The sequence below is a fragment of the Streptomyces sp. SID5785 genome (assembly GCF_009870065.1).
Classification (GTDB): domain Bacteria; phylum Actinomycetota; class Actinomycetes; order Streptomycetales; family Streptomycetaceae; genus Streptomyces.
Genome location: NZ_WWIA01000432.1, coordinates 1 through 24,637, shown reverse-complemented (window position 1 = coordinate 24,637; position 24,637 = coordinate 1). Strand labels below are relative to the sequence as shown.

Below are 24,637 nucleotides of genomic sequence, written 5' to 3'. Positions count from 1 at the left end.
TGGAAGACGCCGACGAAGAGCCCGGAGTGGATGAATTGTGTCAGGAAGGCGGGGCGTTCGGTGAGCAGGATGTCGCGGACGTCCTGTGGCATCGAGGCGTGCTCCGGCAGTGGCTCCGCGCTGATGTTGACGTCGTCCACGAAGTCCTTGACGGCCAGACGCACGGGGACGTCCTGCTCGTCGAAGACGACGATCGCGTTCTCCCCGTGTGGTGAGAAGACGGTGCCGTACCGGTAGAGGAAGCGCAGCAGGGGCGGCAGCAGCGCGGCGAACAGACGCGTCAGCCAGACCTTCGGGTCGACCCCCGAACGCTCCGCCAGTTCGGCCACGAACGCACGGCCGTCGGGGTCGGTGTGCAGCAAGGAGGCGAGTGTCCGGGCGCGCTCGCCCGGGGCCAGGTGGCCGGTCAAAGGCTCGCGCCAGATCGCCCCGAGGAGTTCCTTGTACTGGTAGGGCACTTCGTCGAGCCCGTCGTACAGGGGATGCTCCACGGTCACGGAGGCCACTTCGCCGAGGAGGACGACACCGCACTCGTCGCGCAGGAAGGGGTCGGCGTCGCGCAGAGTGCGCATCCATGTCGTGACGGCGGGCGCGGCCTTGGTGCGTTCGGTGGGGAGTCCGCGCCACACAAGGGTGTTGAGCACCGACAGGGGGAGCTTCACGGTGAGCCGGTCGGGCCGGCTCGTGTTGAGGAACGTGCGGATGGACTGCTGCGGCAGCCGCAGGTCGCCGTCGCACGGGAGGGGGACGATCGTGCCGGCCGCGACGGCCGGGGCGAACAGGGGCAGCACGATGTCGTCCCACTGCCAGGGATGCACGGGCAGGCAGAGGTACTCGGCCGGGTCGACACCTCGAGCGTGCAGGGCACGGGTGAACAACTGCTGCTGTTCCGGGTCAAGTTCCCGCTGGTAGAGCTGGTCGGGCGAGTCGAGTCCGGCCACGCCGCGGTAGGTGGCCAGGCTGTGGTGGACGGCGATCCAGGGCAGGCGGGTGGGGCGCCGGGCCTCGGGGGCCCAGCGAGCGGCGTCGGTCGCGGAGAAGCCGATGCGGCCCTTGTTGAGGACGAGCCAGGGGTGGCCCGTCTGATGGCCCTCCAGTTCGGCGTACCCGAGGCCGACGAGCTCCGCCGCCGTGATGGCCGAGTGGTCCAGCCGGGCGTCGGCGGCGAGCGTGACCGTCAGTTCCCGGATGAGGTGCCCCAGCGTGGTGCCGTCGAGGCCGAGGAGCGTACGCGCGCGGATGAGGAAGTCCAGCGGGTCGTTCGCCGGGCGGCCGGGTGCGGCGCTGTCGGTCGTCTCCGGGGCCTCCTCCCCGGGCCCCGAAGAAGCCGACTCCGTGTCTCGGCCCGCTCCTGCCGGCGTCTGCACGGCAGCTCGCGGGTCGGTGGAAGCCACCCAGGTCAGCGAGTCCGGTTCGACCTGCCAGCTTCCGTAGGCGCCCCGGCGGGCGCGGAAGCGGAGCGTCTCGCCGACTCCGGCCGGTCCGCCGCTCCCCGTCGGCCCGACTGAAGTTGCTGGTGTCGGTACGGGCAGGGTGTAGGAGCGGCGCTCGCCCGGCCCGGCCGTCCGACCGTCGGGGTCTGTCGCGGCGGGTTCGGGCGCGATGATCTCTTCGTAGGCGAACTCGGCGACGAGCTTGGCCAGCAGCCTGGAGCCGGCCCGTTCCCAGTTCTGGCGCGTCAGCTCGGGCGGGTCGTACAACACGTGCGGTGCTGCGGGCCGCGGGGCGTCGGACGGATTCGGCACGGGGACTCCTCGAGAGGGAACCGGATCGGGGCGAGCGGTGTACTGAAAGTGATGGGCTCAGAGCACGGAGCGCAGAGCCCGGTCACGGATCATGAGCGCGGCCCGCTTGTCCGGGAGGTCGATCTCCGCAGAGAAGCGGAATCCAGCGCTCAGAAAGGCTGAGATGGAAGGGGTGTTGCGGATGTCCGGCTCCGCCACGACGCGTGAGCACGACGGCCGGTGGTCGAGGATGAGGTCGGCGACCGCGGTGAGGAGTGCGGTCCCGAGACCCCGTCCCCGGTCCGCGACGGCGCCGAGGAGCAGGTGGATACCGGTGTCGTGCGGACGGGACGGGTAGTAGCGGGCGAGTGGGTCGAGGTCGGCGCGGTAGATCTCCCAGTAGCTCATCGGCGTGCCGCCCAGCACGCCGAGACAGGGGACGCTGCGGCCGTCACCGCCGAGTTGGGCGCGCAGATGGTCGGCGGTGACGGCGTCGGGGCCGGCCAGTTCCCAGAATGCCGCCACGGCAGGGTCGTTCATCCACCGGCTGACGAGGTCCAGGTCGCGCTCCAGGCGGGCGGGCACGAGTTGGAAGACACCTGAGGCGGTCGTGGCCGGACCCCACTCCCCCACGCCGTCGAGCAGGTCGTCCGCGAACAGAGCAGCTGGATCGGCGTTCTGCCACTCCTCACCGGCGGGCCGAGCACTCGGCAGCGGCTGGTCGTGCCCGGCTCCGGATCCGAGCAGCTCCGTGGGAAGGCGCAGGTCCACCGTGTCCTGGGCGTCATCGCTCTGAGCGCGGGGCACGGCCTCGACCGGACCGACGGTGGGGGTGGTGCCGGCCTCGCTGCTCGCATCGGTCGGGGGCACGGTGGCGTTCCTCTCAGGTGAAGATGCGGGGCTTTCGGATGTCCCGGTCGACGCTGCGCGCGGGTACCTCGTCCACCGCCGCCCCGGGCGATGCCGGGGCGGCGACGGACTCGGTGAGCCGGGGAGGTCATGACGGGCGCGGAGGTTCGGTTACGCACAGGTCGGTCGTTGAGGCGGAGGTATCAGGACAGGAGGGGGTTGGCGATGGTGACGTAGACGGACTGCGTGTCGACGGGACCCACGAGTTCGTCGAGGCCCTGGAGTCGGGTGAGGAGGTTGGCCTTGCAGCGCAGGGAGGGGGTGTCGAGCAGGCGGCGCGGCAGCGGACTTCCGAGGCAGTCCGCGCCGGTGGCCGCGCCTTCGAGGAACCGTCGGAAGGCAGCGAGCAAGAGGCCCTCGTCCGCCAGCCGTTGGGAGCCGAAGGCGCCGATGAGCCCGAGCACGTTGTTGATGCCCAGGTAGTAGGCGAAGCGTTCGTCGGTGACCTCGTCGGGGACGAAGGTGTCGCTGTCCCTGCCGATGCCGGGGAGCCGGGCGTCGAGTTCGGAGCGGCGGGACTCGCGGAAGTAGTAGCCCTGGTTGTCGCGGTACCTGCCTCCGACGGGCCAGCCGTCGGAGTCCAGCAGCAGCACGGTGTTCTGCTGGTGGGCCTCCAGGGCGATGCCGGCCTCGCCGTCGAGCCACAGCACGGGACGCACGACGTGTTCCAGGTAGCGCAGGAACCACTCGGCCGAGACGGCGCCGGACGAGCGTCCCGTGCGGGCGGCGAGTCCCGTGACGATGTCGGCGAGCCGGGACGTGACCGGGTGGCCTGCGGGCCGGTCCCCCAAGGGCCCGGCAGAGGGGCGTGGGGAGACGAGTCCGGCGATGCAGCAGGCATCGCTCTGACCGAAGGGGTTGTTGCGGATCATCACATCGAGACCAGTCAGGGGCCGGCCCGACGGGTCGTCGACGGCGAGCCAGGCCGGGTCCCGGACGATGTCGAATCCGGGGTGCTCGGCCCGCCATTGAGCGGCGAGCCCGGTACGGAGCAGTCGGTGGACCTCGACGCCCCGGTGCAGCTCCTTGCGCAGGTTCTCCCTGCGGGAGTTGGTGATGCGCAGGCCGAGGGAGAGCTTGAGCATGGCCGGGACCCCCGGCCGGTACAGCGTGCGGACGGAGGAGGTGGGGAACCAGGAGGCGCCGTGCGAGCCGAGATCGCGCAGCAGATCCGCGTCGAAGAGGGCCACGGTGTCAGCGCGGTGCCGGAGCTCCCGCGCCTGCCAGGGGTGCACGGGCAGAGGCGTCCAGCCATCGGGCAAGGACGGGATGTCACCGGCGATCCGGGAGGTCAGGTCGGCGGCCGTCACGGGACGCCCGCGTTCGGTCCAGGCGGAGTCCTGGGCGAGGGCGTCGGGAGCGACCGCGATCCAGTGGAGGGGGAAGGAGCCTCGGAGTTCGGGTGAGTACCGGGTCGATTCCGCTTCGGAGAGTCCTTCGCGGCTCTTGGGGGTCGGGTGGAGAGGGTGCCCGAGGAGCAGGGCCTGCTCGCCGGCGAGGAAGCGGTCCAGGACGTCGACGGGCCGGCTGCGGCGGTCGGTGAGGAACTCCTCGGTGCGGCGTACCGAATCGGCGACCCTCGCGACGAGGTCGCTGCTGTCCCCGTGCGGCACGGGTGATGGGTCGGCGGTCCCGGCGCGCATGTCGTCCTCGATGAGCACGTCGTTCCGGGGGGCTTCGTCGGCGACCGGTGACTCGCGGCTCAGGAGTGCCGCGAGGGTCACGGCGTCCAGCGAGGGGGCTGTGCGGGGAGCGCCGTCGAAGCGGGGCAGTCCGAACCGGTGCCAGCCGGTCGCAGACCAGTAGGTGACAGGGACGAGAAGTGCGGTGCCGCTCGCATGCAGACGAATACGAAGGGTGCCGTCGGAGGGAGGGGCAGTGTTGTTCTCACGTACCCAGCAGCGCAGCAGGTTCTCGATCGCGGCCGTCTGGGCCGCGGCCGCGGCGTCGCGATGCTCCAGGAGGTCGGTGCCCGCGGTGGTCGCGGACGGTCGGTCCGGGTACCGGTCGGCGGACTTCTGGCGCGGGACCATGTCCTGTGCCGGCGCCCTCGGCGGTTGTGTGTCGCAGGCGCCTGCGGAGGGTCGAGGACGGCCGTCGGAGGCGGGAGTCGCGTTCAAGGGGGGCTTCCTTGCGTGGGTGGTGGGCTCCGTGAGGCGGTGGTCCGGTCGGTCCGGGGTGCCGTTGCCGCGGTGGGTCCGAGTGGGCCGCTGGTCGCGCGGCCGGCCCGGGTCAGGTCAGGTGGTGGGCTCGGGAGACGGCCGCGAAGGCATCGGCCAGGCGGGCGATGACGGCTGCGGCCTGTTCGTCGGTGAGCGTCAGCGGGGGCAGGAGCCGGACGACGCTGGAGTGACGCCCGCCGAGTTCGACGATCAGGCCGCGTTCCAGACATGCCGCTCGTACGTCTGCGGCGAGGGCGGGTGCTGCCGGGCGAGGGGCGGGGGTCCGCTCCAGGGGGTGTTCGGCAGGGCCGAGGGAGTGCGGGTCAGGTGGCGCGGCTCCGGTCCGCGACGAAGCTGGGGCACCCGTGCCGGAGGATGCCGTGGCCCTGCCGCCTCCGGAGGCCTCGCGGCGGCTCGCGAGCACGGCCTGGCGCTCGGCCGGCACCAGGTCCGGGTCCGGCTCGACCAGCTCGATCCCGATCATGAGTCCGCGTCCACGGACGTCGCCGATGTACGGGACCTCCTCGGCCAGGGCCCGGAGTTGGCCGAGCATGCGGGCACCGAGGGCGTCCGCGCGCGCGGGAAGGTCGTTCTCTCTGACGTACGCCAGCGTGGCCGCCCCTGCCGCCATGGCGAGCTGGTTGCCGCGGAAGGTTCCGGCGTGGGCTCCGGGCGGCCAGACGTCGAGGTCGTCGCGGTAGACCACGACCGCGAGAGGGAGGCTTCCTCCGATGGCCTTGGACAGGACCATGACGTCGGGGACGACACCACTGTGGTCCACACCCCAGAAGGCGCCCGTGCGGCCGACGCCGGTCTGCACCTCGTCGGCGATCAGCGGGACGGAGTGTTCCTCCGTGAGTGCCCGCATGCTGCGCAGCCAGGCGTCGGGGGCGGGGATCACGCCGCCCTCCCCCTGCACCGGTTCGAGGATCATCCCTGCGGGCTGGGGCACGCCGGCCTTCGGGTCGTCGAGGAGGGACTCGGTCCAGTGTGCGGCGAGTTCGGCACCGCGCGGGCCGCCGACGCCGAAGGGGCATCGGTAGTCCTGGGGGTAGGGCAGCCGGGTGACGCGGACGTCCTGTGCCCCACCGGACGCGGCGAGGGCTCCGGCCGTCATCCCGTGATAGGCCCCGGTGAAGGCGAGCAGGCCGCTGCGGCCGGTGGCGGTACGGACGAGTTTGAGAGCGGCCTCGACGGCGTCCGTCCCCGCAGGCCCGCAGAACTGGATGCGGGCGCGGTCGGCCAGGCCCTTCGGCAGCGTACGGAACAGTTCGGTGGTGAACTCGTCCTTCACCGGCGTGGCCAGGTCGAGGACGTGCAGGGGCGCGCCCGAGTCGAGGACCTTGCGGATGGCTTCGAGCACCACCGGGTGGTTGTGCCCCAGCGCCAGGGTCCCGGCGCCGGACAGGCAGTCGAGGTACCGGCGGCCGTCGGCGCCCTCGATGGTGAGACCCCGTGCGCGGACGGGCACGATCGGCAGTGCACGGGCATAGGTGCGCGCCGCCGACTCCCGGGCGGACTGCCGGCGCAGGATCCCCTCGTGCTGGGCGGTGCCGTGTGCGGTGGTCCCGCGCGGAGTTCCGTCGTGCGGGGTGGGTACCGGCACGGGGGAAGGTTCGGTCACGGCCACGTCTGCTGGTCCTCCCGCTGTGCATACGGCCGGCAGAGAGCGCCGGCTCACCTGTGGGAGGTGCATGGCGGAGCGAAGGTGCGCGCGGCCGTCCGGACGCCGGGCCGGGACGGGCCGAGGACTGCGCTCCGACTGCGAATCCCCCGTGCGTACCAACGACGGTGGGGCGCGAGGAACACGGGTCGTGCATCGACTCGTGAAGAGACCTTCGTCACGCCGCGACAGGCTCGTGACGGGTCGGCGAGGGCTTCGGCGCGGGTCGGCGGAGCCGGCGGGCCACCGCCCGCACGGGGTCCCGGACGGGCTCCGGTCGGTCCCGTTTGATGCCGCTCGGTCCCGCTTGGTCCCGCCCGCCCGGGCGTCGGCGGCACGGCGGGGCGCTCTCGTTCGCCCGGGGTCCGGGCGCAGTTGCCGCAGGTCAGAGGCCGGACGAATCGCCGTGAACGGGACGGGACGCCTTGTAGCCGAACCGTTGCGGATCCGTCGGTCGGCTCCGACGGCACCGGCATAGTGTGGGGTGCCGTTCGGGGAGGGGGCTCAAGGCGCCTGTTCCCCGAAGATGTACGGCCGGTACAACGATCAAGAAGCCCAGGGGGATTCACGACATGCGACCCACACGCCCACTGTTCGCCGCTCGTCGCGCACGGAGCGCGCGCGGGAGAACGCCCTCTGTGGCGGCGGCCGTTGCTCTCGGAGCCGCTCTCGCGCTGACCGCCACGGCGTGCGGCCCGACCGAGGACGACGCGAACGACAAGCCGACCGCTTCCGCCGCCGGCAGCGACAAGTTCCAGGTTCCGGACGACATCAAGGACCGGCTCAAGGAGCACGGGATCGACCTGGACAAGTGGAAGAACGGCGAGTGGAAGAACTGGGACAAGGACAAGTGGCTTCGCGAGGCGAAGGACTACGTCAATCCCATCATCGACGGTCTGTGGGACTCGGACCGAATGCGTGACGCCGGCAAGAACCCGGACAACGAGGTCGACGACAACGACATCTCGGGCGACCAGGGCGTGACCGACCCGACCCCGAAGCCGGTGCAGGCCGCAGGCGTCGCGACGCCGTACCACGGCAGCGCACCGTACGCGGGCAAGCTGTTCTTCGACGGGCCCGAGGGGTCGATGGTGTGCTCGGCCACGGTCGTCACCGACCCGGCGCACCCGGGCAAGTCGAACATGATCTGGACCGCCGGCCACTGCGTCCACGCGGGCAAGAGCGGCGGCTGGTACCGGAACATCGCGTTCGTGCCCTCCTACAACGACAGCGGCAAGTCGGCCGAGCAGCTCCAGGGCGCTTCGGAGAAGGAAGTCGCTCCGTACGGCGTGTGGTGGGGCACCTGGGCGCAGACGTCCGACCAGTGGATCGAGCAGGGTGGCCCGACCGGCGGCCAGGGCGCGCCCTACGACTTCGCCGTGATCCACGTGGACCCGGAGAAGGGCAGCTCGGGCAAGTCGCTGGAGGAGACGGTCGGTTCGGCGCTTCCGGTGAACTTCAACGCTCCGGCGGTGCCGAAGATCTCGCAGCTGACGGCCAAGGGATACCCGGCGGCGCCGCCGTACGACGGCCAGAAGCTGTACCAGTGCGCCGACAAGCCGGGCCGGCTGTCGCTGAACGGGACGGACCCGACGATGTACCGGATCGGTTGCACGATGACCGGCGGCTCCTCGGGCGGCGGCTGGGTCGGGCAGGGCTCCGACGGCAAGCCCGCGCTGGTGTCCAACACCTCGATCGGCCCGGTCACCTCGGGCTGGCTGGCGGGTCCGCGTCTCGGCAAGGAGGCCAAGGGGATCTATGACGCGGTGAGCAAGAAGTACGCCGGGCAGTAGGCCTGTTCGGTGCCGGATGTCCCGGGCGTTGTCGCCAAACGCCCGGGACCGCCAAGGACCGCCCGGGCCGTTGGCCTCGGCGGCCGGCGGGGGTGGGAAACCTTCACCACCCCACCTCAGTTCGTCCTCGACCTCACAGGCATAGTGGGGTGCTGTGTCACAGCGGGTCCACAGAGACATGCGCTCCGCTCATGACACGCTCATGACAGTTTTGCGTCGGGCAGTGGCGCCTCTCGCCGTGCCCGCCGCACACGCTTTCCCTCGGGGGTACTCGCAGCATGCGTTCCATCCGTCCGTCCAGCACGCGTTCACGGGGGCGGCGCGGCGCCCTCGCCGTGACCGGACTCGCCGTGGCCCTGGCCCTGACCGCCACGGCCTGCAACGACAGCAAGGACGACGCCGCCGGGGGCAAGCCCGCCGCCGGTGCGTCGCAGGGTTCCGACAGCGCCGAGCTGCCCGGGGACATCGCGGGCCGGCTCAAGGAGCACGGCATCGACCCGGACAAGTGGAAGGACGGTGCCTGGAAGAACTGGAACAAGGACGACTGGCTGCGCGAGGCGAAGGACTTCGTCAACCCGGTCATCGACGGTCTGTGGAAGCCGGAGCGGATGAAGTCCGCGAAGGACCCCGACAAGACGATCGCGGCGAAGGACTACTCCGACGGCCAGGACGTCTCCGATCCCGAGCCCTCCCCCGTCCAGGCCCGTCCCGAGAAGACGCCGTACCACGAGAACGCGGCGCCGGTCGGCAAGGTCTTCTTCGACTCCCCCGAGGGCTCGATGGTCTGCTCGGGCACGGTCGTGAAGGACCCGCGCAACCCGGGCCGTTCCAACCTGGTGTGGACCGCGGGCCATTGTGTGCACGCGGGTGCGTCGGGCGGCTGGTACCGCAACATCATGTTCGTGCCGTCGTACAACGACCTCGGCAAGTCGGCCGATGCCCTGCGCAACGCCACGCAGCAGGAGATCGCCCCGTACGGTTCCTACTGGGCGGACTGGGTCTCCACCTCCAACGAGTGGATCGACGGCGGCGGCCCGACCGGCGGCCAGGGCGCTCCGTACGACTTCGCCGTGCTGCACGTGAAGCCGGAGCAGGGCACCAAGTCCCTCGAGGAGACGGTGGGCAACGCCCTGGACGTCGACTTCACCCAGCCGTCCGTGCAGTCGGTCGGTTCCATGGGCGCCTGGGGCTACCCGGCCGCGCCACCGTACGACGGTCTGCTGATGCACAAGTGCCTGGACCGTCCCGGCCGGCTGTCGCTCGGCTCCACGCTGCCGACGATGTACCGCATCGGCTGCACGATGACCGGCGGTTCCTCGGGCGGCGGCTGGTTCCGGGTCCGCGGAAACAAGACGGTCCTGGTGTCGAACACGTCGATCGGCCCGGCCGACAACACCTGGCTGGCGGGTCCGCAGTTGGGCGACGAGGCCCAGCAGGTCTTCGACCACATGAGCGATAAGTACGGCAGCAACTAGCAGCCGGCAGCCGCCCTGCGCGGACGTGAGGAGGGCCCGCCCCGAGCGAATCGGGGCGGGCCCTTCCTTGTCGTGAAGCGGTGCGGAGGTCCGGAGCGTCAGCTCACGACAGCCGACGGAGCGTACGGTGCGAGCTCCGCCGCGAGCTCCTCGTGGACGCGCGCCTTGAGCAGGGTGCCCTCCGGGGTGTGCTCCTCGGAGATGACCTCACCGTCCGCGTGCGCTCGCGCGACCAGCTGGCCGTGCGTGTACGGGACGAGCGCCTCGAGCTCGACCTCGGGCCTCGGCAGCTCGTCGTCGATGAGCGCCAGGAGCTCCTCGATCCCGGCGCCCGTGCGGGCGGAGACGGCGATCGAGTGCTTCTCGGCGCGCATCAGCCGCTGAAGCACCAGCGGGTCCGCAGCGTCCGCCTTGTTGATCACCACGATCTCGGGGACCTCGGTGGCCCCCACGTCGCGGATGACCTCGCGGACGGCGGCGAGCTGCTCCTCCGGCGCCGGGTGCGAACCGTCGACCACGTGCAGGATCAGGTCGGAGTCGCCGACCTCCTCCATCGTGGAGCGGAACGCCTCGACGAGGTGGTGCGGCAGGTGCCGGACGAAGCCGACGGTGTCGGCCAGGGTGTACAGCCGGCCACTCGGGGTCTCCGCCCTGCGGACGGTCGGGTCCAGGGTGGCGAACAGTGCGTTCTCCACCAGGACGCCGGCGCCCGTGAGGCGGTTGAGCAGGGAGGACTTGCCCGCATTCGTGTAACCCGCGATGGCGACCGAGGGCACCTTGTTGCGCTTGCGCTCCTGGCGCTTGATGTCGCGGCCCGTCTTCATCTCCGCGATCTCACGGCGCATCTTCGCCATCTTCTCGCGGATCCGTCGACGGTCCGTCTCGATCTTGGTCTCACCGGGACCACGCGTGGCCATGCCGCCACCGCCGCCGCCACCCATCTGACGGGACAGCGACTGACCCCAGCCGCGCAGGCGCGGCAGCATGTACTGCATCTGCGCGAGGGCGACCTGTGCCTTGCCCTCTCGGGACTTGGCGTGCTGGGCGAAGATGTCGAGGATCAGCGCGGTCCTGTCGACCACCTTGACCTTGACGACGTCCTCGAGGTGGATGAGCTGGCCCGGGCTGAGCTCACCGTCGCACACGACGGTGTCGGCACCGGTCTCGAGCACGATGTCCCGCAGCTCGAGCGCCTTGCCCGAGCCGATGTACGTCGCCGCGTCGGGCTTGTCCCGGCGCTGGACGACGCCGTCGAGCACCAGGGCGCCGGCGGTCTCGGCGAGGGCGGCGAGCTCCGCGAGGGAGTTCTCCGCGTCGTGCACGGTTCCCGACGTCCACACGCCGACGAGGACCACGCGCTCCAGACGGAGCTGTCGGTACTCGACCTCGGTGACGTCCTCGAGCTCGGTGGAGAGGCCCGCGACACGGCGCAGCGCCGCGCGCTCGGAGCGGTCGAACTGCTCGCCGTCCCGTGCACCGTCGATCTCGTGGCTCCAGGCGACGTCCTCTTCCATCAGGGCATCGGCCCGAAGACCTTCGGGGTAGTTCTGCGCGAGGCTCTGCGCGTCCTGGGAAGGGGAAGAAGAGGAGGTCATTGGATCCTTACGTCAGTGGGATGCGGGAAACGTGACGGGCCTGCGAGCCCGTCACCTGTCACAACGCTCGAGCTGTCCCGGGGATTCCCGGTGGGCCCGCCGGCCGGGCCGCGCCGTCGACCTGAGGATCGTCGCACGGTACGGCCCGTCTCGTCATCCGGGTTTTTCCCCGGCACGACGGGGTCGAAGCGGCCGCGCACCGGCTACTTCGCGGGCGCCTCGGTCTTCCAGTCGGGGTGTCCGGGCATCGGCGGAGTCTTCTTCCCGTACAGCCAGCCGTCGAAGAAACCGGTCAGGTCCCGTCCGGCGACCCGGGAGGAGAGAGCGACGAAGTCGGCGGTCGTCGCCGTGCCGTCACGGTGGGTGCTCACCCACTGCCGTTCGACGCTCTCGAAGGCCTCCTTGCCGATCTCCTGGCGCAGCGCGTAGAGGACGAGCGCACTGCCGTCGTAGACGACGGGCCGGAAGATGCTGATCTTCTCGCCCGGGACGGGTCCCTCGGGCGCGGCCGGCGCCCCTCCGGAAGCGCGCCACGCGTCCGACCGCGCGTAGGCGGCGCGCATCCGCTTCTCCATGGGCATGTCGGCGTGCTCCTGCGCGTACAGCGCCTCGTACCAGGTGGCATGTCCCTCGTTGAGCCACAGGTCGGACCAGGTGCGCGGGCTGACGCTGTCGCCGAACCACTGGTGGGCGAGCTCGTGGACCATGACGGACGCGACGTACCACTTCGGGTACTCGGGGCGGGTGAACAGGTCGCGCTCGAAGAGGGAGAGCGTCTGTGTCTCCAGTTCGAAGCCGGTGGTCGCGTCCGCGATGACCAGCCCGTAGTTCTCGAACGGGTAGCGGCCGACCTTGCTCTCCATCCAGCGGATCTGCCCGGGCGTCCGGTCCAGCCAGGGGGTCAGCTTCTTGACGTCCTTGGTGGGCACCACGTCCCGGACGTCCATACCGTGCGGTCCCTGGCGGTGCAGCACGGTCGAGCGCCCGATGGAGACCTGGGCGAGCTCGGTGGCCATGGGGTGCGCCGTGCGGTAGACCCAGTCGGTGTGGTCCCCCGCGCGCGTGGTGAGCACGGGACGCCCGTTGGCCACGGCCGTGAGCTCCTTGGGGGCACGGATGCGGAACGTGAAGTAGGCCTTGTCGGACGGATGGTCGTTGCTCGGGAAGACGCGGTGGGCGGCGTCCGCCTGGTTGGCCATCGCGAGGCCGTCCTTGGTGCGGACCCAGCCGATCTCCTCCTTGCCGGCCACCGGGTCGCTGGTGTGCTCCACGGTGATGCGCAGCGGCTCGCCGCGGACGACGGACCGGCTGGGCGTGACGATCAGGTCCTCGTCCTTCGTGGTGAAGCCTGCCCGCAGGCCGTTGACCTTCACGGAGCGGACCGTGCCGTGCGAGAAGTCGAGGTTGATGCGGTCGAGGGCCGAGGTCGCCACCGCGTCGATCTTGGTGACCGCGTCGAGCGGCTTGCTGTTGTCGCCCTTGTAGGTGAAGGCGATGTCGTACGACTGCACGTCGTAACCGGGGTTGCCGAGGTACGGGAAGAGGCGGTCACCGACACCGAGCGGCGTGGCGGCCTGCGGGGCGGCCGCCGCGAGCACGGCGACGGAGACTCCGGCGGCGACCAGTGCGGCGGTACGGGGCGTTCGTGAGCGAAGCAGCATCCCTTACGGCTATCAGCGCACACCGCGCGGGCAGGGACGGCACGCGCGCCGGACCACCCGAACGAGGCCGGGAGATCGCTCAGAGCGCCCCCGCGGCAGCGTGCCGGGCGCGGTCGACGTCGTAGACGCCCGGCACGTTCCGCATGGCCCGCATGAGCGTCTGGAGCCGGTCGGCGTCGGGGAGTTGGAGCGTGTACGTGTGCCGGACCCGGCCCTGGTCGGGCGGGTCGACGGTCGCCGAGATGATGGCGACGCCCTCGAGCGCTATGGCCTCGGTCAGATCGGCGAGGAGGTGTGGGCGGCTGAAGGACTCGGCGATGAGGGTGACGCGGTACTCGGCGGTGTCCGCCTCGGCCCAGCGCACGCCGGTCTCGGGGCGCCCGGCGGCCTTCATCCGTGCCACCCCGGAGCATTCCGCGCGGTGCACGGTGACGACGCCGCCGCGCACCGCGAAGGCGGTGATCTCGTCGGGTGGTACGGGCGTGCAGCAGCCCGCGAGGCGGACGGTGGCGCCGGGCTGGTCCACCAGCGCGTTCGCCGCGGCGGGACGGGCCGAGGGCCCGCTGTAGGCGGCGCGCGGCTCCGACCGGTCGGCGGACCGGGGGCCCTCGGGGTGTGCTGTCAGCCAGCGGCGGATGGCGATGCGGGCGGCCGGTGTGCGCGCGTGGTCCAGCCAGTCGCGGGACGGTTCGGAGGCCGCGTCCTGGTCCATCAGGAGCTGCACGGTGTCCCCGTCGGCCAGCGCGGTGCCGAGCGCCGCGAGCCGGCCGTTGACCCGCGCGCCGATGCACGCGTGGGCGTCCTCGCCGTACTGGGCGTAGGCGGCGTCGACGCAGCTGGCGCCGGCGGGCAGTCCGATGGTGCCCCCGTCGGGCCGGAACACGGTGATCTCGCGGTCCTGCGCCAGGTCCTCGCGCAGCGTCGACCAGAAGGTGTCGGTGTCCGGGGCGGACTGCTGCCAGTCGAGGAGACGGGAGAGCCAGCCGGGCCGGGTGGGGTCGGAGCGCTCGCCGACGGTGTCCAGGTGCTCCTCGCCGGAGGGCGCGTAGGGATTGCCGAGGGCGACGACGCCGGCCTCGGCGACCTTGTGCATCTGGTGCGTACGGATGAGGACTTCGGCGACCTCGCCGTCGGCGCGGGCCACGGCGGTGTGCAGCGACTGGTAGAGGTTGAACTTCGGGACGGCGATGAAGTCCTTGAACTCCGAGACGACCGGCGTGAAGCAGGTGTGCAGCTCGCCGAGGACGCCGTAGCAGTCCGCGTCCTCGGAGACGAGGACGAGCAGCCGGCCGAGGTCGGAGCCGCGCAGTTCCCCGCGCTTGCGTCGCACGCGGTGCACGGAGACGAAGTGCCGTGGCCTGATGAGGACTTCGCCGCTGATCCCCGCCTCGCGCAGCACGCCGCGCACCTCTTCGGCGATCTCGGCGAGCGGGTCCTCGGCGCGGGCGGCGTCGGCCGCGACGATCTCCCTGGTCCGCGCGTACTCCTCGGGGTGGAGGATCGCGAACACGAGGTCCTCCAGCTCGGTCTTGAGCGCCTGGACGCCGAGGCGCTCGGCGAGCGGGATGAGGACGTCGCGGGTGACCTTGGCGATCCGTTCCTGCTTCTCCTGGCGCATGACGCCGAGGGTGCGCATGTTGTGCAGGCGGTCGGCGAGTTTGATCGACATGACCCGCACGTCGTTGCCCGTGGCGACGAGCATCTTGCGGAAGGTCTCGGGCTCGGCGGCCGCCCCGTAGTCGACCTTCTCGAGTTTGGTGACGCCGTCGACCAGATAGGCGACTTCCTCGCCGAACTCCGTGCGGACCTGCTCGAGCGTGACGTCGGTGTCCTCGACGGTGTCGTGGAGCAGCGAGGCGGTCAGCGTGGTGGCCTCGGCTCCCAGGGCGGCCAGGATCAGCGTCACCGCGAGCGGGTGCGTGATGTAGGGCTCGCCGCTCTTGCGCATCTGTCCGCGGTGCGAGGACTCGGCGAGCACATAGGCGCGGCGCAGGGGCTCGAGGTCGGAGTCCGGATAGTGCGCGCGGTGGGCCTCGACCACATGGCTGATCGCGTCCGGCAGCCGGTCCCGGCCCGCCGGGCCGAGCAGCGCGGCACGGCCCAGACGTCGCAGGTCGATCCGGGGGCGGCCGCGCCGACGGGGTGCTTCGGGCGTGATCGGCCCCGGCGTCGCGGGGTTGGTCGCCTCCGCACTCATGAGCACCTCCGGCTTGATCGACCGGCGGCGGGCTGGCGGGGGCACCCGTCCGGACCGGTGCTTGATGCTACCGAGCCCATCACGTGGCGCAGTCCCCCTCTCGCCCAGCGTGAAACGGATCACCCATTCGAGCGAAGGCTTACGGGTTTACGGTTTCGATCGCCGCGAACCAGTCCGCGTCGATCTCACCTTCGGCCACGATGACCGCGGGCCCGGTCATCTCGATCTCCCCGTCCGCCCGCTCCGTGATGCTGAGCCGGCCGCCGGGCAGATCGATCTCGTACGTCACCGGAGTGCCGTCGGCCACGGGGTCGTGGCCGTCGCGGCGGGCCGTGGCGACGGCCACCGCGCAGGCTCCGGTACCGCAGGACCGCGTCTCGCCGACGCCGCGCTCGTGGACGCGCAGGGCGACGTGCCGCGGGCCGCGGTCCACGACGAATTCGACGTTCACCCCCTGGGGGTAGGCGTGCGCCGGGGTGAACGGGGGCGCTTCGTACAGGGTGCCCGCGTGGGCGAGGTCCTCCACGAAGGCGACGGCGTGCGGATTGCCCATGTTCACGTTCCGGGCGGGCCAGGAGCGGTCGCCGACGGACACCTGCACGGCGCCCTTGGGGAGCACCGCGCGCCCCATGCCGACCGTGACGAGGCCTTCCTTGTCGATGTGGACCGCCTTGACGCCGCCGCGGGTGGCCACCGCCACATCGCCCTCGGCGACGAGTCCGGCGTGCTGGAGGTAGCGGGCGAAGACCCTGACGCCGTTGCCGCACATCTCGGCGACCGAGCCGTCTCCGTTGCGATAGTCCATGAACCACTCGGCCTCTTCGGCCATGTGCCGTGCCTCCGGGTGCGCGGCGGAGCGCACGACGTGCAGCAGTCCGTCGCCTCCGATGCCCGCCCTGCGGTCGCACAGTGCGGCCACCGTGGCCGGCGGGAGCGCCACGGCGTTCTCCGCGTCCGGAATGATCACGAAGTCGTTCTCGGTTCCGTGCCCCTTGAGGAAAGTGGTCATCTCTCGATCGTACGGGGTACGGGCGACAGGAGTGGGCGCGGGCCGTGTGCCCCGGGTCACCGCAACCGCGCGACGCGCCAGACGGCGAGCACCGCGACGGAGGCCACGACGACCACGTAGGCGCCGACGACGCGCCAGTCGGGTCTGCCGCCCGAACCGCGCGGCGGGAGGCCCGGCAGGGTGTAGCCGACGCGACGGGCGGCCATCATGCCCCAGCCGGCCGCGCACGAGCTGATCAGCAGGCCGAGCATGGCGACCACGGCCCCGCCGTCGCCGAACTCGAAGAACAGCGGGAAAGCGAACATCAGCGAGCCGAGGGCCGCCAGCATCACGATCGGCGCGAGCTGCCAGATGCGCAGCCTGCGCTGGGGGCGGAGCTCGACCTCGACCTCCGCCGCCTCGTCCTGGGCGGCGATCTCGTCGGCGGTCGGCCCGTCGGCGATCACGCCGTCCGGGGTCGTCTCAGGTCCGTCCGGGCTCAACTGCTCTCCGCCTGGTGCGGTGTCACGAGGGCCGGCCTCCATCGCCACGCGCCCTCCCACTCCGGACTCCACTGGTCGATCGAAGGTCGATGATGGCACGGCCCGGGAGGCCGGGATGACCGCCCGGGCGTCCCGATGCCATCACGTGATCAGGCTGTAACCGGTCGTTCGACCAACGCCATTGCCCGTGCCGGGAGTTCCCCGCGGTCCGCGACGGCTCCGCTGAGCCAGTGCACCCGGGGGTCGCGGCGGAACCACGAGTCCTGCCGGCGCGCGAAGCGCTTGGTGGCACGCACGGTCTCCGCGCGCGCCTCGTCGTCGGTGCACTCCCCCTCGAGCGCCGTGAGCACCTGCTGGTAGCCGAGTGCGCGGGAGGCGGTGCGCCCCTCGCGCAGACCCTGGTCCGCGAGCGTGCGGACCTCGTCGACCAGCCCCGCCTCCCACATGCGGTCCACGCGCGTGGTGATGCGCTCGTCGAGTTCGGGGCGGGCGACGTCCACGCCGATCTGGAGGGTGTCGTAGACGGAGTCGTGTCCGGGCAGGTTGGCCGTGAACGGCTTGCCCGTGATCTCGATGACCTCCAGGGCGCGCACGATCCGCCGTCCGTTGCTGGGCAGGATCGCCGCACCGGCCTCCGGGTCGGCGGCGGCAAGGCGCGCGTGCAGCGCACCGGACCCGCGCAGCACGAGCTCCTCCTCGAGCCGTGCCCGGACCTCGGGGTCGGTGCCGGGGAACTCCATCTTGTCGACCGCACCGCGCACGTAGAGGCCCGATCCGCCGACGAGGACGGGCCAGCGGCCCGCGGCGAGCAGCCGGTCGATCTCCGCGCGCGCGAGCTTCTGGTACTCCGCGACGCTGGCCGTCACGGTGACGTCCCAGATGTCGAGCAGGTGGTGCGGCACTCCTTCGCGCTCCTCGGGCGTCAGCTTGGCGGTACCGATGTCCATCCCCCGGTACAGCTGCATGGAGTCGGCGTTGACGACCTCGCCGCCGAGCTCCTTGGCGAGGAAGACACCGAGATCTGACTTTCCGGCCGCGGTCGGGCCGACGACGGCGATGACCCGCGGTGCGGGAGCTGCGCTACTCACCGCCCCAGTCTCGCAAACCTCGGAGCCCCTTCACGAACGAGCTACGTGACGGCACCGCGGCGGGGTCGTTGCCTGTTGCGAGGTTCCAGCCGCCGGTCGTGAGGGCCGGCGACCCGTGCGACGCAATGGGACGCACCGGGCAGGGCGGGATTTCGCCCACACGAGTACCGTATGGAGTTGAAATGGGCGTTTTTGCCATGTTTCGCCGGAAGGCCAAGGACGGCGAGGAGGCGTCGGTGGCCGAGGCGCAGGATGCCGCTGTGACGGTCGATCCGGAGTCCGAGGCACCGGAGGGGTCCGACGGGCCCGCCGAGGCCGCCACGGAGGCGGAGCCGGCCGCGCAGGCCCCGGAGACGGAGCAGGCGGCGGAGGGCGACGCGGCGGACGGCGTGGAGATCCCGAAGCAGCAGTCCGCGGAACAGGCCGCCGACAACGAGGCCGGTGAGGGCGCCCGCAAGTAGTCGCCGTCGGACCGCCCGCGACCGCGGGCGCCGACCCCCGCGAGGGAAGGTGGAATCCATGGGCTTCCTGGACAACCTGAAAGCCAAGCTGAACCCTGCCAAGGACAAGGCCTCCAGCCTCGCGCAGCAGCACGGGGACAAGATCGACCAGGGCCTCGACAAGGCCGCGAAGACGGTCGACGAGAAGACCAAGGGCAAGTACAGCGACCAGATCCGGCAGGGCACGGACAAGGCGAAGGAGGCCAGGGAGAGGTTCTCCGGCCCGGGCGGCGACAAGGGAAGCGACGGCACGCCGCCGCAGGCGTCCTGACCCGCACCCCACCTGGCGGACGGCCGCGGAGCCTTCGGGTTCCGCGGCCGTCGCCGCGTCCCGGCGACGGCGCCGCGTCCTGACGTCGCCGCGTCCCGCCGCCGTCCTGACGTCGCTCGGGCGAGGGCCTCTACGTCCAGGAAGCGACGAAGTAGCCGACGCCGTACGGAGCGTCCTCGTAGAGGAGCCGTGCGCTGCCGGGCTCCTTGTCCCAGGCGCCCAGGAGGATCTGCCAGGGATCGCGGCCGGAGATCTTGAGGTCGCGGGCCAGACCGGCGTCGAGGTCCGCGAGCCGGCCCTCCGCGTCGAGGTCACGCAGGGCGGCCGCGATGCCCGCGTCGACGCCCTCGGCGCGCTCGTCCAGGTAGCCGGGCGCCTTCACGCTGCGGCAGGCGGTGCCGTCGCCCATCACCAGGAGGCCTACGCGGTCGGCGTACCCCGCGATGTGGGTGCCGTCCTCGCCGTTGACGGGCCACGAGCGGCCCGGCGTCACCTCGTAGCCGCGTACCGCGCCGGTCCAGCCCGCGCGCGCGAGCAGCCACGCGCCGACGGTCAGCGACGGCGGCAGGACGGCATCGGATTCCGGGGCACGCGAGGCGTCCGCCGGGGTCCCGAGCGTCACGTCGGTGTCGACGCCGAACGGGCGGAAGGAGCCGCGTGCGCCGGATGCGTGGAACCCCGTCCGGGCGCCCTCGCCGACGACCACGATCAGCTCGGGTCGGGCCGCGATCATCGCCGCGACCGCCTCGTCGCATGCCGCGCGGGCGGCGTCCAGCTCGGGGGCGGCACCCGCGGCCACCTCGGGCACGAGCAGCGGCGGGCAGGGGCACACGGCGGCAGCGACAAGCATGATCGGCAGCCTACTGCTCGGACGGACCCGGGCGGCCGGGGCCGTGACCCCGCCCCGGCGCCCCGGTGCCGGAGCGGGACCGGGGGGGCAGGCAGTGGCCGTCAGTCGACCGCGCAGCCTCCGGTGACCGCCGGCAGCGGCTCGGGCACGCCCACCTTGGGCAGGCCGAGCAGGACTCCCTGCTGCTTGTCCTGCGTCTCCTTGGTGCGCTTCTCCCACGCGTCACCCGCGCGCGTAGGACGCACACTCAGCACGGCGCCCTCGGCGAGCAGGTGGTGCGGGGCGGCGTAGGTGATCTCCACCGTGACCACGTCGCCGGGACGCACCTCCTGGTCCGGCTTGGTGAAGTGCACCAGACGGTTGTCCGGAGCGCGGCCCGACAGGCGGTGGGTCTCGCCGTCCTTGCGGCCCTCGCCCTCAGCGACCATGAGCTCCAGGGTGCGCCCGACCTGCTTCTTGTTCTCCTCCCAGGAGATCTCCTCCTGGAGAGCGACGAGACGCTCGTAGCGCGCCTGCACGACCTCCTTGGGGATCTGGTTCTCCATGGTCGCGGCGGGGGTGCCGGGGCGCTTGGAGTACTGGAAGGTGAAGGCCGCGGAGAAGCGGGCCTCGCGCACGACGTGCATCGTCTGCTCGAAGTCCTCCTCGGTCTCGCCGGGGAAGCCCACGATGATGTCGGTCGTGATGGCCGCGTGCGGAATGGCCTCGCGCACCTTCTCGATGATGTTCAGGTACCGCTCCTGGCGGTACGAGCGGCGCATCGCCTTGAGGACGGTGTCCGAGCCGGACTGCAGCGGCATGTGGAGCTGCGGCATCACGTTCGGCGTCTCGGCCATGGCAGCGATGACGTCGTCGGTGAAGTCGCGCGGGTGCGGGGACGTGAAGCGCACGCGCTCCAGGCCCTCGACCGAGCCGCAGGCGCGCAGCAGCTTGCTGAAGGCTTCGCGGTCGCCGATGTCGCTCCCGTACGCGTTCACGTTCTGGCCGAGCAGCGTGATCTCGGAGACGCCCTCGCCGACGAGGGCCTCGATCTCGGCGAGGATGTCGCCGGTCCTGCGGTCCTTCTCCTTGCCGCGCAGCGCCGGGACGATGCAGAAGGTGCAGGTGTTGTTGCAGCCCACGGAGATCGACACCCAGGCCGCGTACGCGCTCTCGCGGCGGGTCGGCAGCGTCGACGGGAAGGCCTCGAGGGACTCGGCGATCTCGACCTGGGCCTCCTCCTGGACGCGGGCGCGCTCCAGGAGGACGGGCAGCTTGCCGATGTTGTGCGTGCCGAAGACGACGTCCACCCAGGGCGCCTTCTTCACAATGGTGTCGCGGTCCTTCTGAGCGAGGCAGCCGCCGACGGCGATCTGCATCCCGGGGCGCTGGGTCTTGCGGGGAGCGAGCCGCCCGAGGTTGCCGTACAGCTTGTTGTCCGCGTTCTCACGCACCGCGCAGGTGTTGAACACCACGACGTCGGCGTCGCCGTCGGAGCCCTCGGGGGCACGGACGTACCCCGCGTCCTCCAGGAGGCCCGACAAGCGCTCGGAGTCGTGGACGTTCATCTGGCACCCGTAGGTGCGCACTTCGTAGGTCTTGGGAGAACGATCGTCCACGGCGGACGGACGCGGGTCGCTGCTGCTCATACGCACAAGGGTATGGGGTGCCCGGCGACGCCCGTGCCGCCCCCGTGGCCCCGGGCCGCCGCCCGTGACCCGGCGGGCGGCGGCGACGGCCGGTGCGCGCCTGCGTCAGCCCGCCGCGCGCACCGGCTGCCCGGAGCCGGAGTGCTGGTCGGCGGGCCGGACGGGCTGCGGAATCCGTCGTGACGGCGTCCGCATCAGGATCAGGGCGACGAGGGCGGCGAGCAGGGTCAGCGATCCGGCCACGGTGAGGCAGAGCCGCATGCCGTCGAGGAACGCCTCCCCCACGGCGCCCATGACGCGGCCGGTGTCGGCCCCCAGGTCAGCCCCGGCGACGGCCCCGAGCCCGTCCGCCCGCGCGCTCTCGACGACGCGCCGTCCGACCGTGCCGTCGACGCCCGTCCCCGCGAGGTGCCCGGGGAGGGTGTCCACGGCCTTCGTGGTGAGCAGGGCGCCGAGCACGGCCGGGCCCAGGGCGCCGCCGACCTGGCGGAACGCGTTGTTGCCCGCCGCGGCCATCCCCGCCAGCGGGGGCGGTACCGAGCCGACGGCCACGGCGGTCATCGGCGTGATCACGCAGCCCATGCCGAGCCCCAGCACGACCAGGCGCCAGCCGACCGAGACGAAGGACGTGTCGACGTCGAGGGTCAGCAGGGAGAAGAGCGCGGCGGTCACGACGAGCAGTCCGCCGGTGATCAGGGTGCGGGGTGCGATCCGGTGCATCAGGCGGCCGGCCAGACCGCCGACCACGAGGGACGCTCCGGTCATGAGCATGATGCGCAGGCCGGCCTCCAGGGTGTCGAGCTGCTGCACCAGACCGAAGTACAGGCTGAGCAGGAAGAAGAAGCCGATCAGCGCCAGGAAGCTGATCATCGCGACAAGGGTCGCCGCGGTGAACCCGGGGCTGCGGAAGAGCCGCAGGTCCAGCATCGGGCTCGTGCTGCGCCGCTCGACCAGCACGAACGCGACGCCGCCGAGCACGCCTATGGCGAGAGCGCACAGCACCACGGGCTCCGTGAAGGACCCGGCGCCGCCCTCGATCACTCCGTAGACGAGCGCGGTGACCGCGACCATGGCGCTGATCTGGCCGGGCCAGTCGAGCCGACGCCCGGCCGCGGCGCGCGACTCGGGGAGCCGGCTGGTCGCCACCGCCATGCTGACGAGCGACAGCGGGACCGGCAGGGCGTAGATCCAGCGCCAGTCCACGTGGTCGATGACCGGCCCCGCGATCAGCGGGCCGAGGGTGAGGGCCGCCATGAGGGACATCGCCCACAGGCCGATGTACTTGCCGCGCTCGCGGACGTCGGGCACCGCGTGGCTGATCAGCGCCAGAGTGGTGGGCAGCAGTGCCGCCGCACCGAGGCCCGCGAGGGCCTGTCCCACCCACAGCACCTGCACGGACTGCGCGCACAGGGCGACGGCGGCGCCGGCCGCCGAGAACAACAGCCCGGCCTGGAACACCTTCTTGCGGCCGTGGACCTCACCGACGACACCCGCGGTGAGGATGAACGCCGCCATGGGCAGCACGAACGCGTCCTGCACCCAGGCCAGTTGCGACGTGCTCGCGTCCAGGGCCTGCTGGATCGCGGGCAGACTCACCGAGACCGTCGTGATCGGCAGATAGGCGACGAAGACGCCCAGGCAGGCCATGAGGAGCGTGGCCGCACGGCGGTCGCTCCCCGGTCCGCTCACGGCTGTCGTGCTGGTCATGGGCATCCTCCTTCGGCATCACGGACGAACGCGCCCGCTCCCGAAGACTCGGCCACACCGCGCGAGAACACCTATCCGACAGTCGAGGACATGCTGATACCTCTACATCGGGCATCGACAGTGTCAGAATTCCGCCATGCCTGATGCTGTGGACCGCGCCATCCTCCGTACGCTGCAACTGGCGCCCCGCGCTCCCTTCCGCCTGATCGGCGAGATCGCCGGGGTCTCCGAGCAGACCGCCGCCCGCCGCTACCAGGCACTGCGCCGGGCTGGCGTGCTGCGCGTCATCGGTCTGGTCGACCCCGCGGTGTACGGGGATGCCCGCTGGGTGGCGCGGATCCGCTGCCGGCCGGACCGGGTCGATCCGCTGGCCCGCGCCCTGGCACAGCGCCCCGACATCGCGTACGCCGCGCTGGCCTCCGGCGGATCGGAGATCATCTGCGTGATCAGCGCGCCGGTGCACGCCCCGCGCGAGGACATCCTCCTGCGGCAGCTGCCCCGCGCCTCCGCCGTCCTGGACGTCACGATCGACCTGATGCTGCACCCCTTCGGCGACCAGGGTCTGCCGGGCGACTGGACGGGCTACGGCGATCCGCTCGACGCCGCGCAGCTCCGGCTCCTCGACCCGCACCGGCCGCCCGTGCCGAAGGGCCCGCCGCTGCCCACCACGGACGCGGACGCGCCCCTGCTCGCGGCCCTCGCCGAGGACGGCCGGGTCACTCAGGCCCGGCTCGCCGAGGTCACCGGCTGGTCACCCGCGCGCGTGGCCCGGCGCCTCGTCGCCCTGGAGCGCTCCGGCACCCTCTTCTACGACGTGGATCTGCTGCCCGAGCCGCTGGGCCACCGCCTGAACGCGACGCTGTGGCTGCGCGTCCCGCCCGCCGAGCTGGAGCGCGTCGGTCTCGCGCTGGCGCGCCACGACGAGGTCGCCTTCGCGGCCGCCGTGAGCGGTACGCACAACATCATGGCGAGCATCGCCTGCCGCGACGCCGAGGACTTCTACCGCTATCTGACGACACGGGTCGCGGCGATCGGCGGGATCGACGCGTACAGCGTCAGCATCCGGGTCCGGCGGCTGAAACAGGCCGCCTCGCTGATCACGCACGGCCGGCTGGTCCACTCGCCGTCCTGACCGGGCCGGTCCCCGGCGCGCGGGTCGGTCGTCGGCGCGGCACGCGACGCCGGCGAGGGCACGGTCACATGCGGTCGGCCCTGGTCAGCCCCGGCCCCACCTGGCAGGATCGCGCGCATGCCGCTCACCGCCCTGCGCCGCCTCCGCCCGGCCCGCCGCCGCGCCCTCACCGGGGCCGTGGCCGGACTGGTGGCGGCCGGGCTGCTGCTGTGGTGGCTGCTGCCCCTGGAGGACACCAGGCCGAGCGGCAGCGTGACGTTCAGCACCGGTGCGCGCACCGGCGTCTACGAGCGCTACGGGAACCTCCTCAAGGCGGCCATGGCGCGCGACCTGCCGGAGGTCGACGTGCGGCTCGACGGCAGCGAGGGCTCGCTGGACAACGTGAAGCGGGTGGCGACCGGGAAGGCCGACTTCACGATCGCCGCGGCGGACGCGGTCGCCAAGTACCGGATCGACCAGCGCGCGGGCGCCGACCAGCTGCGCGGCTGCGCGCGGCTCTACGACGACTACATGCAGCTCGTCGTGCCCCGCTCCTCCGACGTGGATTCGGTCGCCGACCTGCGGGGCAAGCGGGTGGCGGTGGGCGGCCGCGCCTCCGGGGTGCGGCTGGTCGCCGACCGGATCCTGCGGGCCGCCGGTCTGGACATCGACAAGGACGTCGACGCCGTGGGCATCGGGATAGACACCATGCCGACGGCGCTCGAGGCGGGGCAGATCGACGCGTTCTTCTGGTCGGGCGGTCTGCCCACCACGCATGTGCGCAAGCTGTCGGAAAAGGTGCCGATCCGGCA

At 71.8% G+C, this 24,637-nt stretch carries 19 protein-coding genes; 6 read left to right on the top strand and 13 right to left on the bottom strand.

Annotation, left to right across the window (positions count from 1 at the left end):
• From GTW43_RS14325 to GTW43_RS14310, 4 genes are all read right to left on the bottom strand, one after another.
• Positions 1-1,745: IucA/IucC family protein (locus GTW43_RS14325; protein ID WP_161302165.1), on the bottom strand; the 1,745-nt coding region annotated here is incomplete at its 3' end.
• Between the two features lie 57 nt (positions 1,746-1,802).
• Positions 1,803-2,594, bottom strand: coding sequence for a GNAT family N-acetyltransferase (locus GTW43_RS14320; RefSeq protein WP_161302163.1), 792 nt, complete (start codon positions 2,592-2,594; stop codon positions 1,803-1,805).
• Between the two features lie 182 nt (positions 2,595-2,776).
• Entirely contained in the window at positions 2,777-4,666 is a 1,890-nt protein-coding gene (locus tag GTW43_RS14315; protein WP_161302161.1) for an IucA/IucC family protein, read from the bottom strand.
• A gap of 199 nt (positions 4,667-4,865) precedes the next feature.
• On the bottom strand, positions 4,866-6,329 hold the full coding sequence (locus GTW43_RS14310) for a diaminobutyrate--2-oxoglutarate transaminase family protein (protein WP_343246002.1): 1,464 nt from the start codon (positions 6,327-6,329) through the stop codon (positions 4,866-4,868).
• A 701-nt stretch (positions 6,330-7,030) separates the two neighbouring features.
• On the opposite strand from GTW43_RS14310, the gene GTW43_RS14305 reads away from it, so the two are divergent.
• Both GTW43_RS14305 and GTW43_RS14300 read left to right on the top strand, forming a co-directional pair.
• On the top strand, positions 7,031-8,251 hold the full coding sequence (locus GTW43_RS14305) for a hypothetical protein (RefSeq protein WP_161302158.1): 1,221 nt from the start codon (positions 7,031-7,033) through the stop codon (positions 8,249-8,251).
• A 278-nt stretch (positions 8,252-8,529) separates the two neighbouring features.
• On the top strand, positions 8,530-9,726 hold the full coding sequence (locus tag GTW43_RS14300) for a hypothetical protein (RefSeq protein ID WP_161302156.1): 1,197 nt from the start codon (positions 8,530-8,532) through the stop codon (positions 9,724-9,726).
• A gap of 98 nt (positions 9,727-9,824) precedes the next feature.
• Here the strand turns inward: GTW43_RS14300 and hflX are convergent, their stop codons facing one another.
• The 6 genes from hflX to miaA form a co-directional block, all read right to left on the bottom strand.
• On the bottom strand, positions 9,825-11,321 hold the full coding sequence (gene hflX, locus GTW43_RS14295; RefSeq protein WP_161302155.1) for a GTPase HflX: 1,497 nt from the start codon (positions 11,319-11,321) through the stop codon (positions 9,825-9,827).
• Between the two features lie 203 nt (positions 11,322-11,524).
• Positions 11,525-12,982 (bottom strand): M1 family metallopeptidase, encoded by a 1,458-nt coding sequence (locus GTW43_RS14290; RefSeq protein WP_161302153.1) that lies wholly within the window; start codon positions 12,980-12,982, stop codon positions 11,525-11,527.
• 79 nt (positions 12,983-13,061) lie between these two features.
• Positions 13,062-15,179, bottom strand: coding sequence for an HD domain-containing protein (locus tag GTW43_RS14285; protein ID WP_161302152.1), 2,118 nt, complete (start codon positions 15,177-15,179; stop codon positions 13,062-13,064).
• Positions 15,180-15,318: 139 nt separating this feature from the next.
• The gene (gene dapF / locus GTW43_RS14280; protein WP_161302150.1) at positions 15,319-16,188 is read right to left on the bottom strand and encodes a diaminopimelate epimerase; all 870 of its coding nucleotides are present in this window, start codon (positions 16,186-16,188) and stop codon (positions 15,319-15,321) included.
• Positions 16,189-16,244: 56 nt separating this feature from the next.
• Complete coding sequence (locus GTW43_RS14275; protein ID WP_161302168.1) at positions 16,245-16,712, bottom strand: hypothetical protein; 468 nt, start codon at positions 16,710-16,712, stop codon at positions 16,245-16,247.
• 107 nt (positions 16,713-16,819) lie between these two features.
• Positions 16,820-17,758 carry a tRNA (adenosine(37)-N6)-dimethylallyltransferase MiaA gene (gene miaA, locus GTW43_RS14270; protein WP_161302147.1) on the bottom strand — a complete coding sequence of 313 codons (939 nt, stop codon included), beginning with the start codon at positions 17,756-17,758 and terminating at the stop codon, positions 16,820-16,822.
• A gap of 182 nt (positions 17,759-17,940) precedes the next feature.
• Here miaA and GTW43_RS14265 point away from each other — a divergent pair, with 182 nt between their 5' ends.
• Both GTW43_RS14265 and GTW43_RS14260 read left to right on the top strand, forming a co-directional pair.
• Entirely contained in the window at positions 17,941-18,219 is a 279-nt protein-coding gene (locus GTW43_RS14265) for a hypothetical protein (protein ID WP_161302144.1), read from the top strand.
• 58 nt (positions 18,220-18,277) lie between these two features.
• Positions 18,278-18,529 carry an antitoxin gene (locus GTW43_RS14260; protein ID WP_161302142.1) on the top strand — a complete coding sequence of 84 codons (252 nt, stop codon included), beginning with the start codon at positions 18,278-18,280 and terminating at the stop codon, positions 18,527-18,529.
• A gap of 130 nt (positions 18,530-18,659) precedes the next feature.
• Here GTW43_RS14260 and GTW43_RS14255 read toward each other — a convergent pair whose 3' ends face one another.
• From GTW43_RS14255 to GTW43_RS14245, 3 genes are all read right to left on the bottom strand, one after another.
• On the bottom strand, positions 18,660-19,379 hold the full coding sequence (locus GTW43_RS14255) for a class III extradiol dioxygenase subunit B-like domain-containing protein (protein ID WP_161302139.1): 720 nt from the start codon (positions 19,377-19,379) through the stop codon (positions 18,660-18,662).
• 101 nt (positions 19,380-19,480) lie between these two features.
• Positions 19,481-21,007, bottom strand: a complete 1,527-nt coding sequence (miaB, locus tag GTW43_RS14250) for a tRNA (N6-isopentenyl adenosine(37)-C2)-methylthiotransferase MiaB (protein ID WP_202501427.1) — start codon at positions 21,005-21,007, stop codon at positions 19,481-19,483.
• 105 nt (positions 21,008-21,112) lie between these two features.
• Positions 21,113-22,714 (bottom strand): MFS transporter, encoded by a 1,602-nt coding sequence (locus GTW43_RS14245; protein WP_202501426.1) that lies wholly within the window; start codon positions 22,712-22,714, stop codon positions 21,113-21,115.
• 136 nt (positions 22,715-22,850) lie between these two features.
• Here GTW43_RS14245 and GTW43_RS14240 point away from each other — a divergent pair, with 136 nt between their 5' ends.
• Entirely contained in the window at positions 22,851-23,846 is a 996-nt protein-coding gene (locus tag GTW43_RS14240) for an Lrp/AsnC family transcriptional regulator (protein WP_161302134.1), read from the top strand.
• A 117-nt stretch (positions 23,847-23,963) separates the two neighbouring features.
• Positions 23,964-24,637 (top strand): TAXI family TRAP transporter solute-binding subunit (locus tag GTW43_RS14235; protein WP_161302132.1); only part of this gene is annotated, 674 nt, incomplete at its 3' end.

Bases quoted from the DNA above. Each gene is read 5' to 3' on its own strand.
- GTW43_RS14315 (WP_161302161.1), bottom strand. From the start codon at position 4,666: ATGGTCCCGCGCCAGAAGTCCGCCGACCGGTACCCGGACCGACCGTCC.
- GTW43_RS14305 (WP_161302158.1), top strand. From the start codon at position 7,031: ATGCGACCCACACGCCCACTGTTCGCCGCTCGTCGCGCACGGAGCGCG.
- GTW43_RS14300 (WP_161302156.1), top strand. From the start codon at position 8,530: ATGCGTTCCATCCGTCCGTCCAGCACGCGTTCACGGGGGCGGCGCGGC.
- hflX (WP_161302155.1), bottom strand. From the start codon at position 11,321: ATGACCTCCTCTTCTTCCCCTTCCCAGGACGCGCAGAGCCTCGCGCAG.
- GTW43_RS14290 (WP_161302153.1), bottom strand. From the start codon at position 12,982: ATGCTGCTTCGCTCACGAACGCCCCGTACCGCCGCACTGGTCGCCGCC.
- GTW43_RS14285 (WP_161302152.1), bottom strand. From the start codon at position 15,179: ATGAGTGCGGAGGCGACCAACCCCGCGACGCCGGGGCCGATCACGCCC.
- dapF (WP_161302150.1), bottom strand. From the start codon at position 16,188: ATGACCACTTTCCTCAAGGGGCACGGAACCGAGAACGACTTCGTGATC.
- GTW43_RS14275 (WP_161302168.1), bottom strand. From the start codon at position 16,712: ATGGAGGCCGGCCCTCGTGACACCGCACCAGGCGGAGAGCAGTTGAGC.
- GTW43_RS14265 (WP_161302144.1), top strand. From the start codon at position 17,941: ATGGGCGTTTTTGCCATGTTTCGCCGGAAGGCCAAGGACGGCGAGGAG.
- GTW43_RS14260 (WP_161302142.1), top strand. From the start codon at position 18,278: ATGGGCTTCCTGGACAACCTGAAAGCCAAGCTGAACCCTGCCAAGGAC.
- GTW43_RS14255 (WP_161302139.1), bottom strand. From the start codon at position 19,379: ATGCTTGTCGCTGCCGCCGTGTGCCCCTGCCCGCCGCTGCTCGTGCCC.
- miaB (WP_202501427.1), bottom strand. From the start codon at position 21,007: ATGAGCAGCAGCGACCCGCGTCCGTCCGCCGTGGACGATCGTTCTCCC.
- GTW43_RS14245 (WP_202501426.1), bottom strand. From the start codon at position 22,714: ATGACCAGCACGACAGCCGTGAGCGGACCGGGGAGCGACCGCCGTGCG.
- GTW43_RS14240 (WP_161302134.1), top strand. From the start codon at position 22,851: ATGCCTGATGCTGTGGACCGCGCCATCCTCCGTACGCTGCAACTGGCG.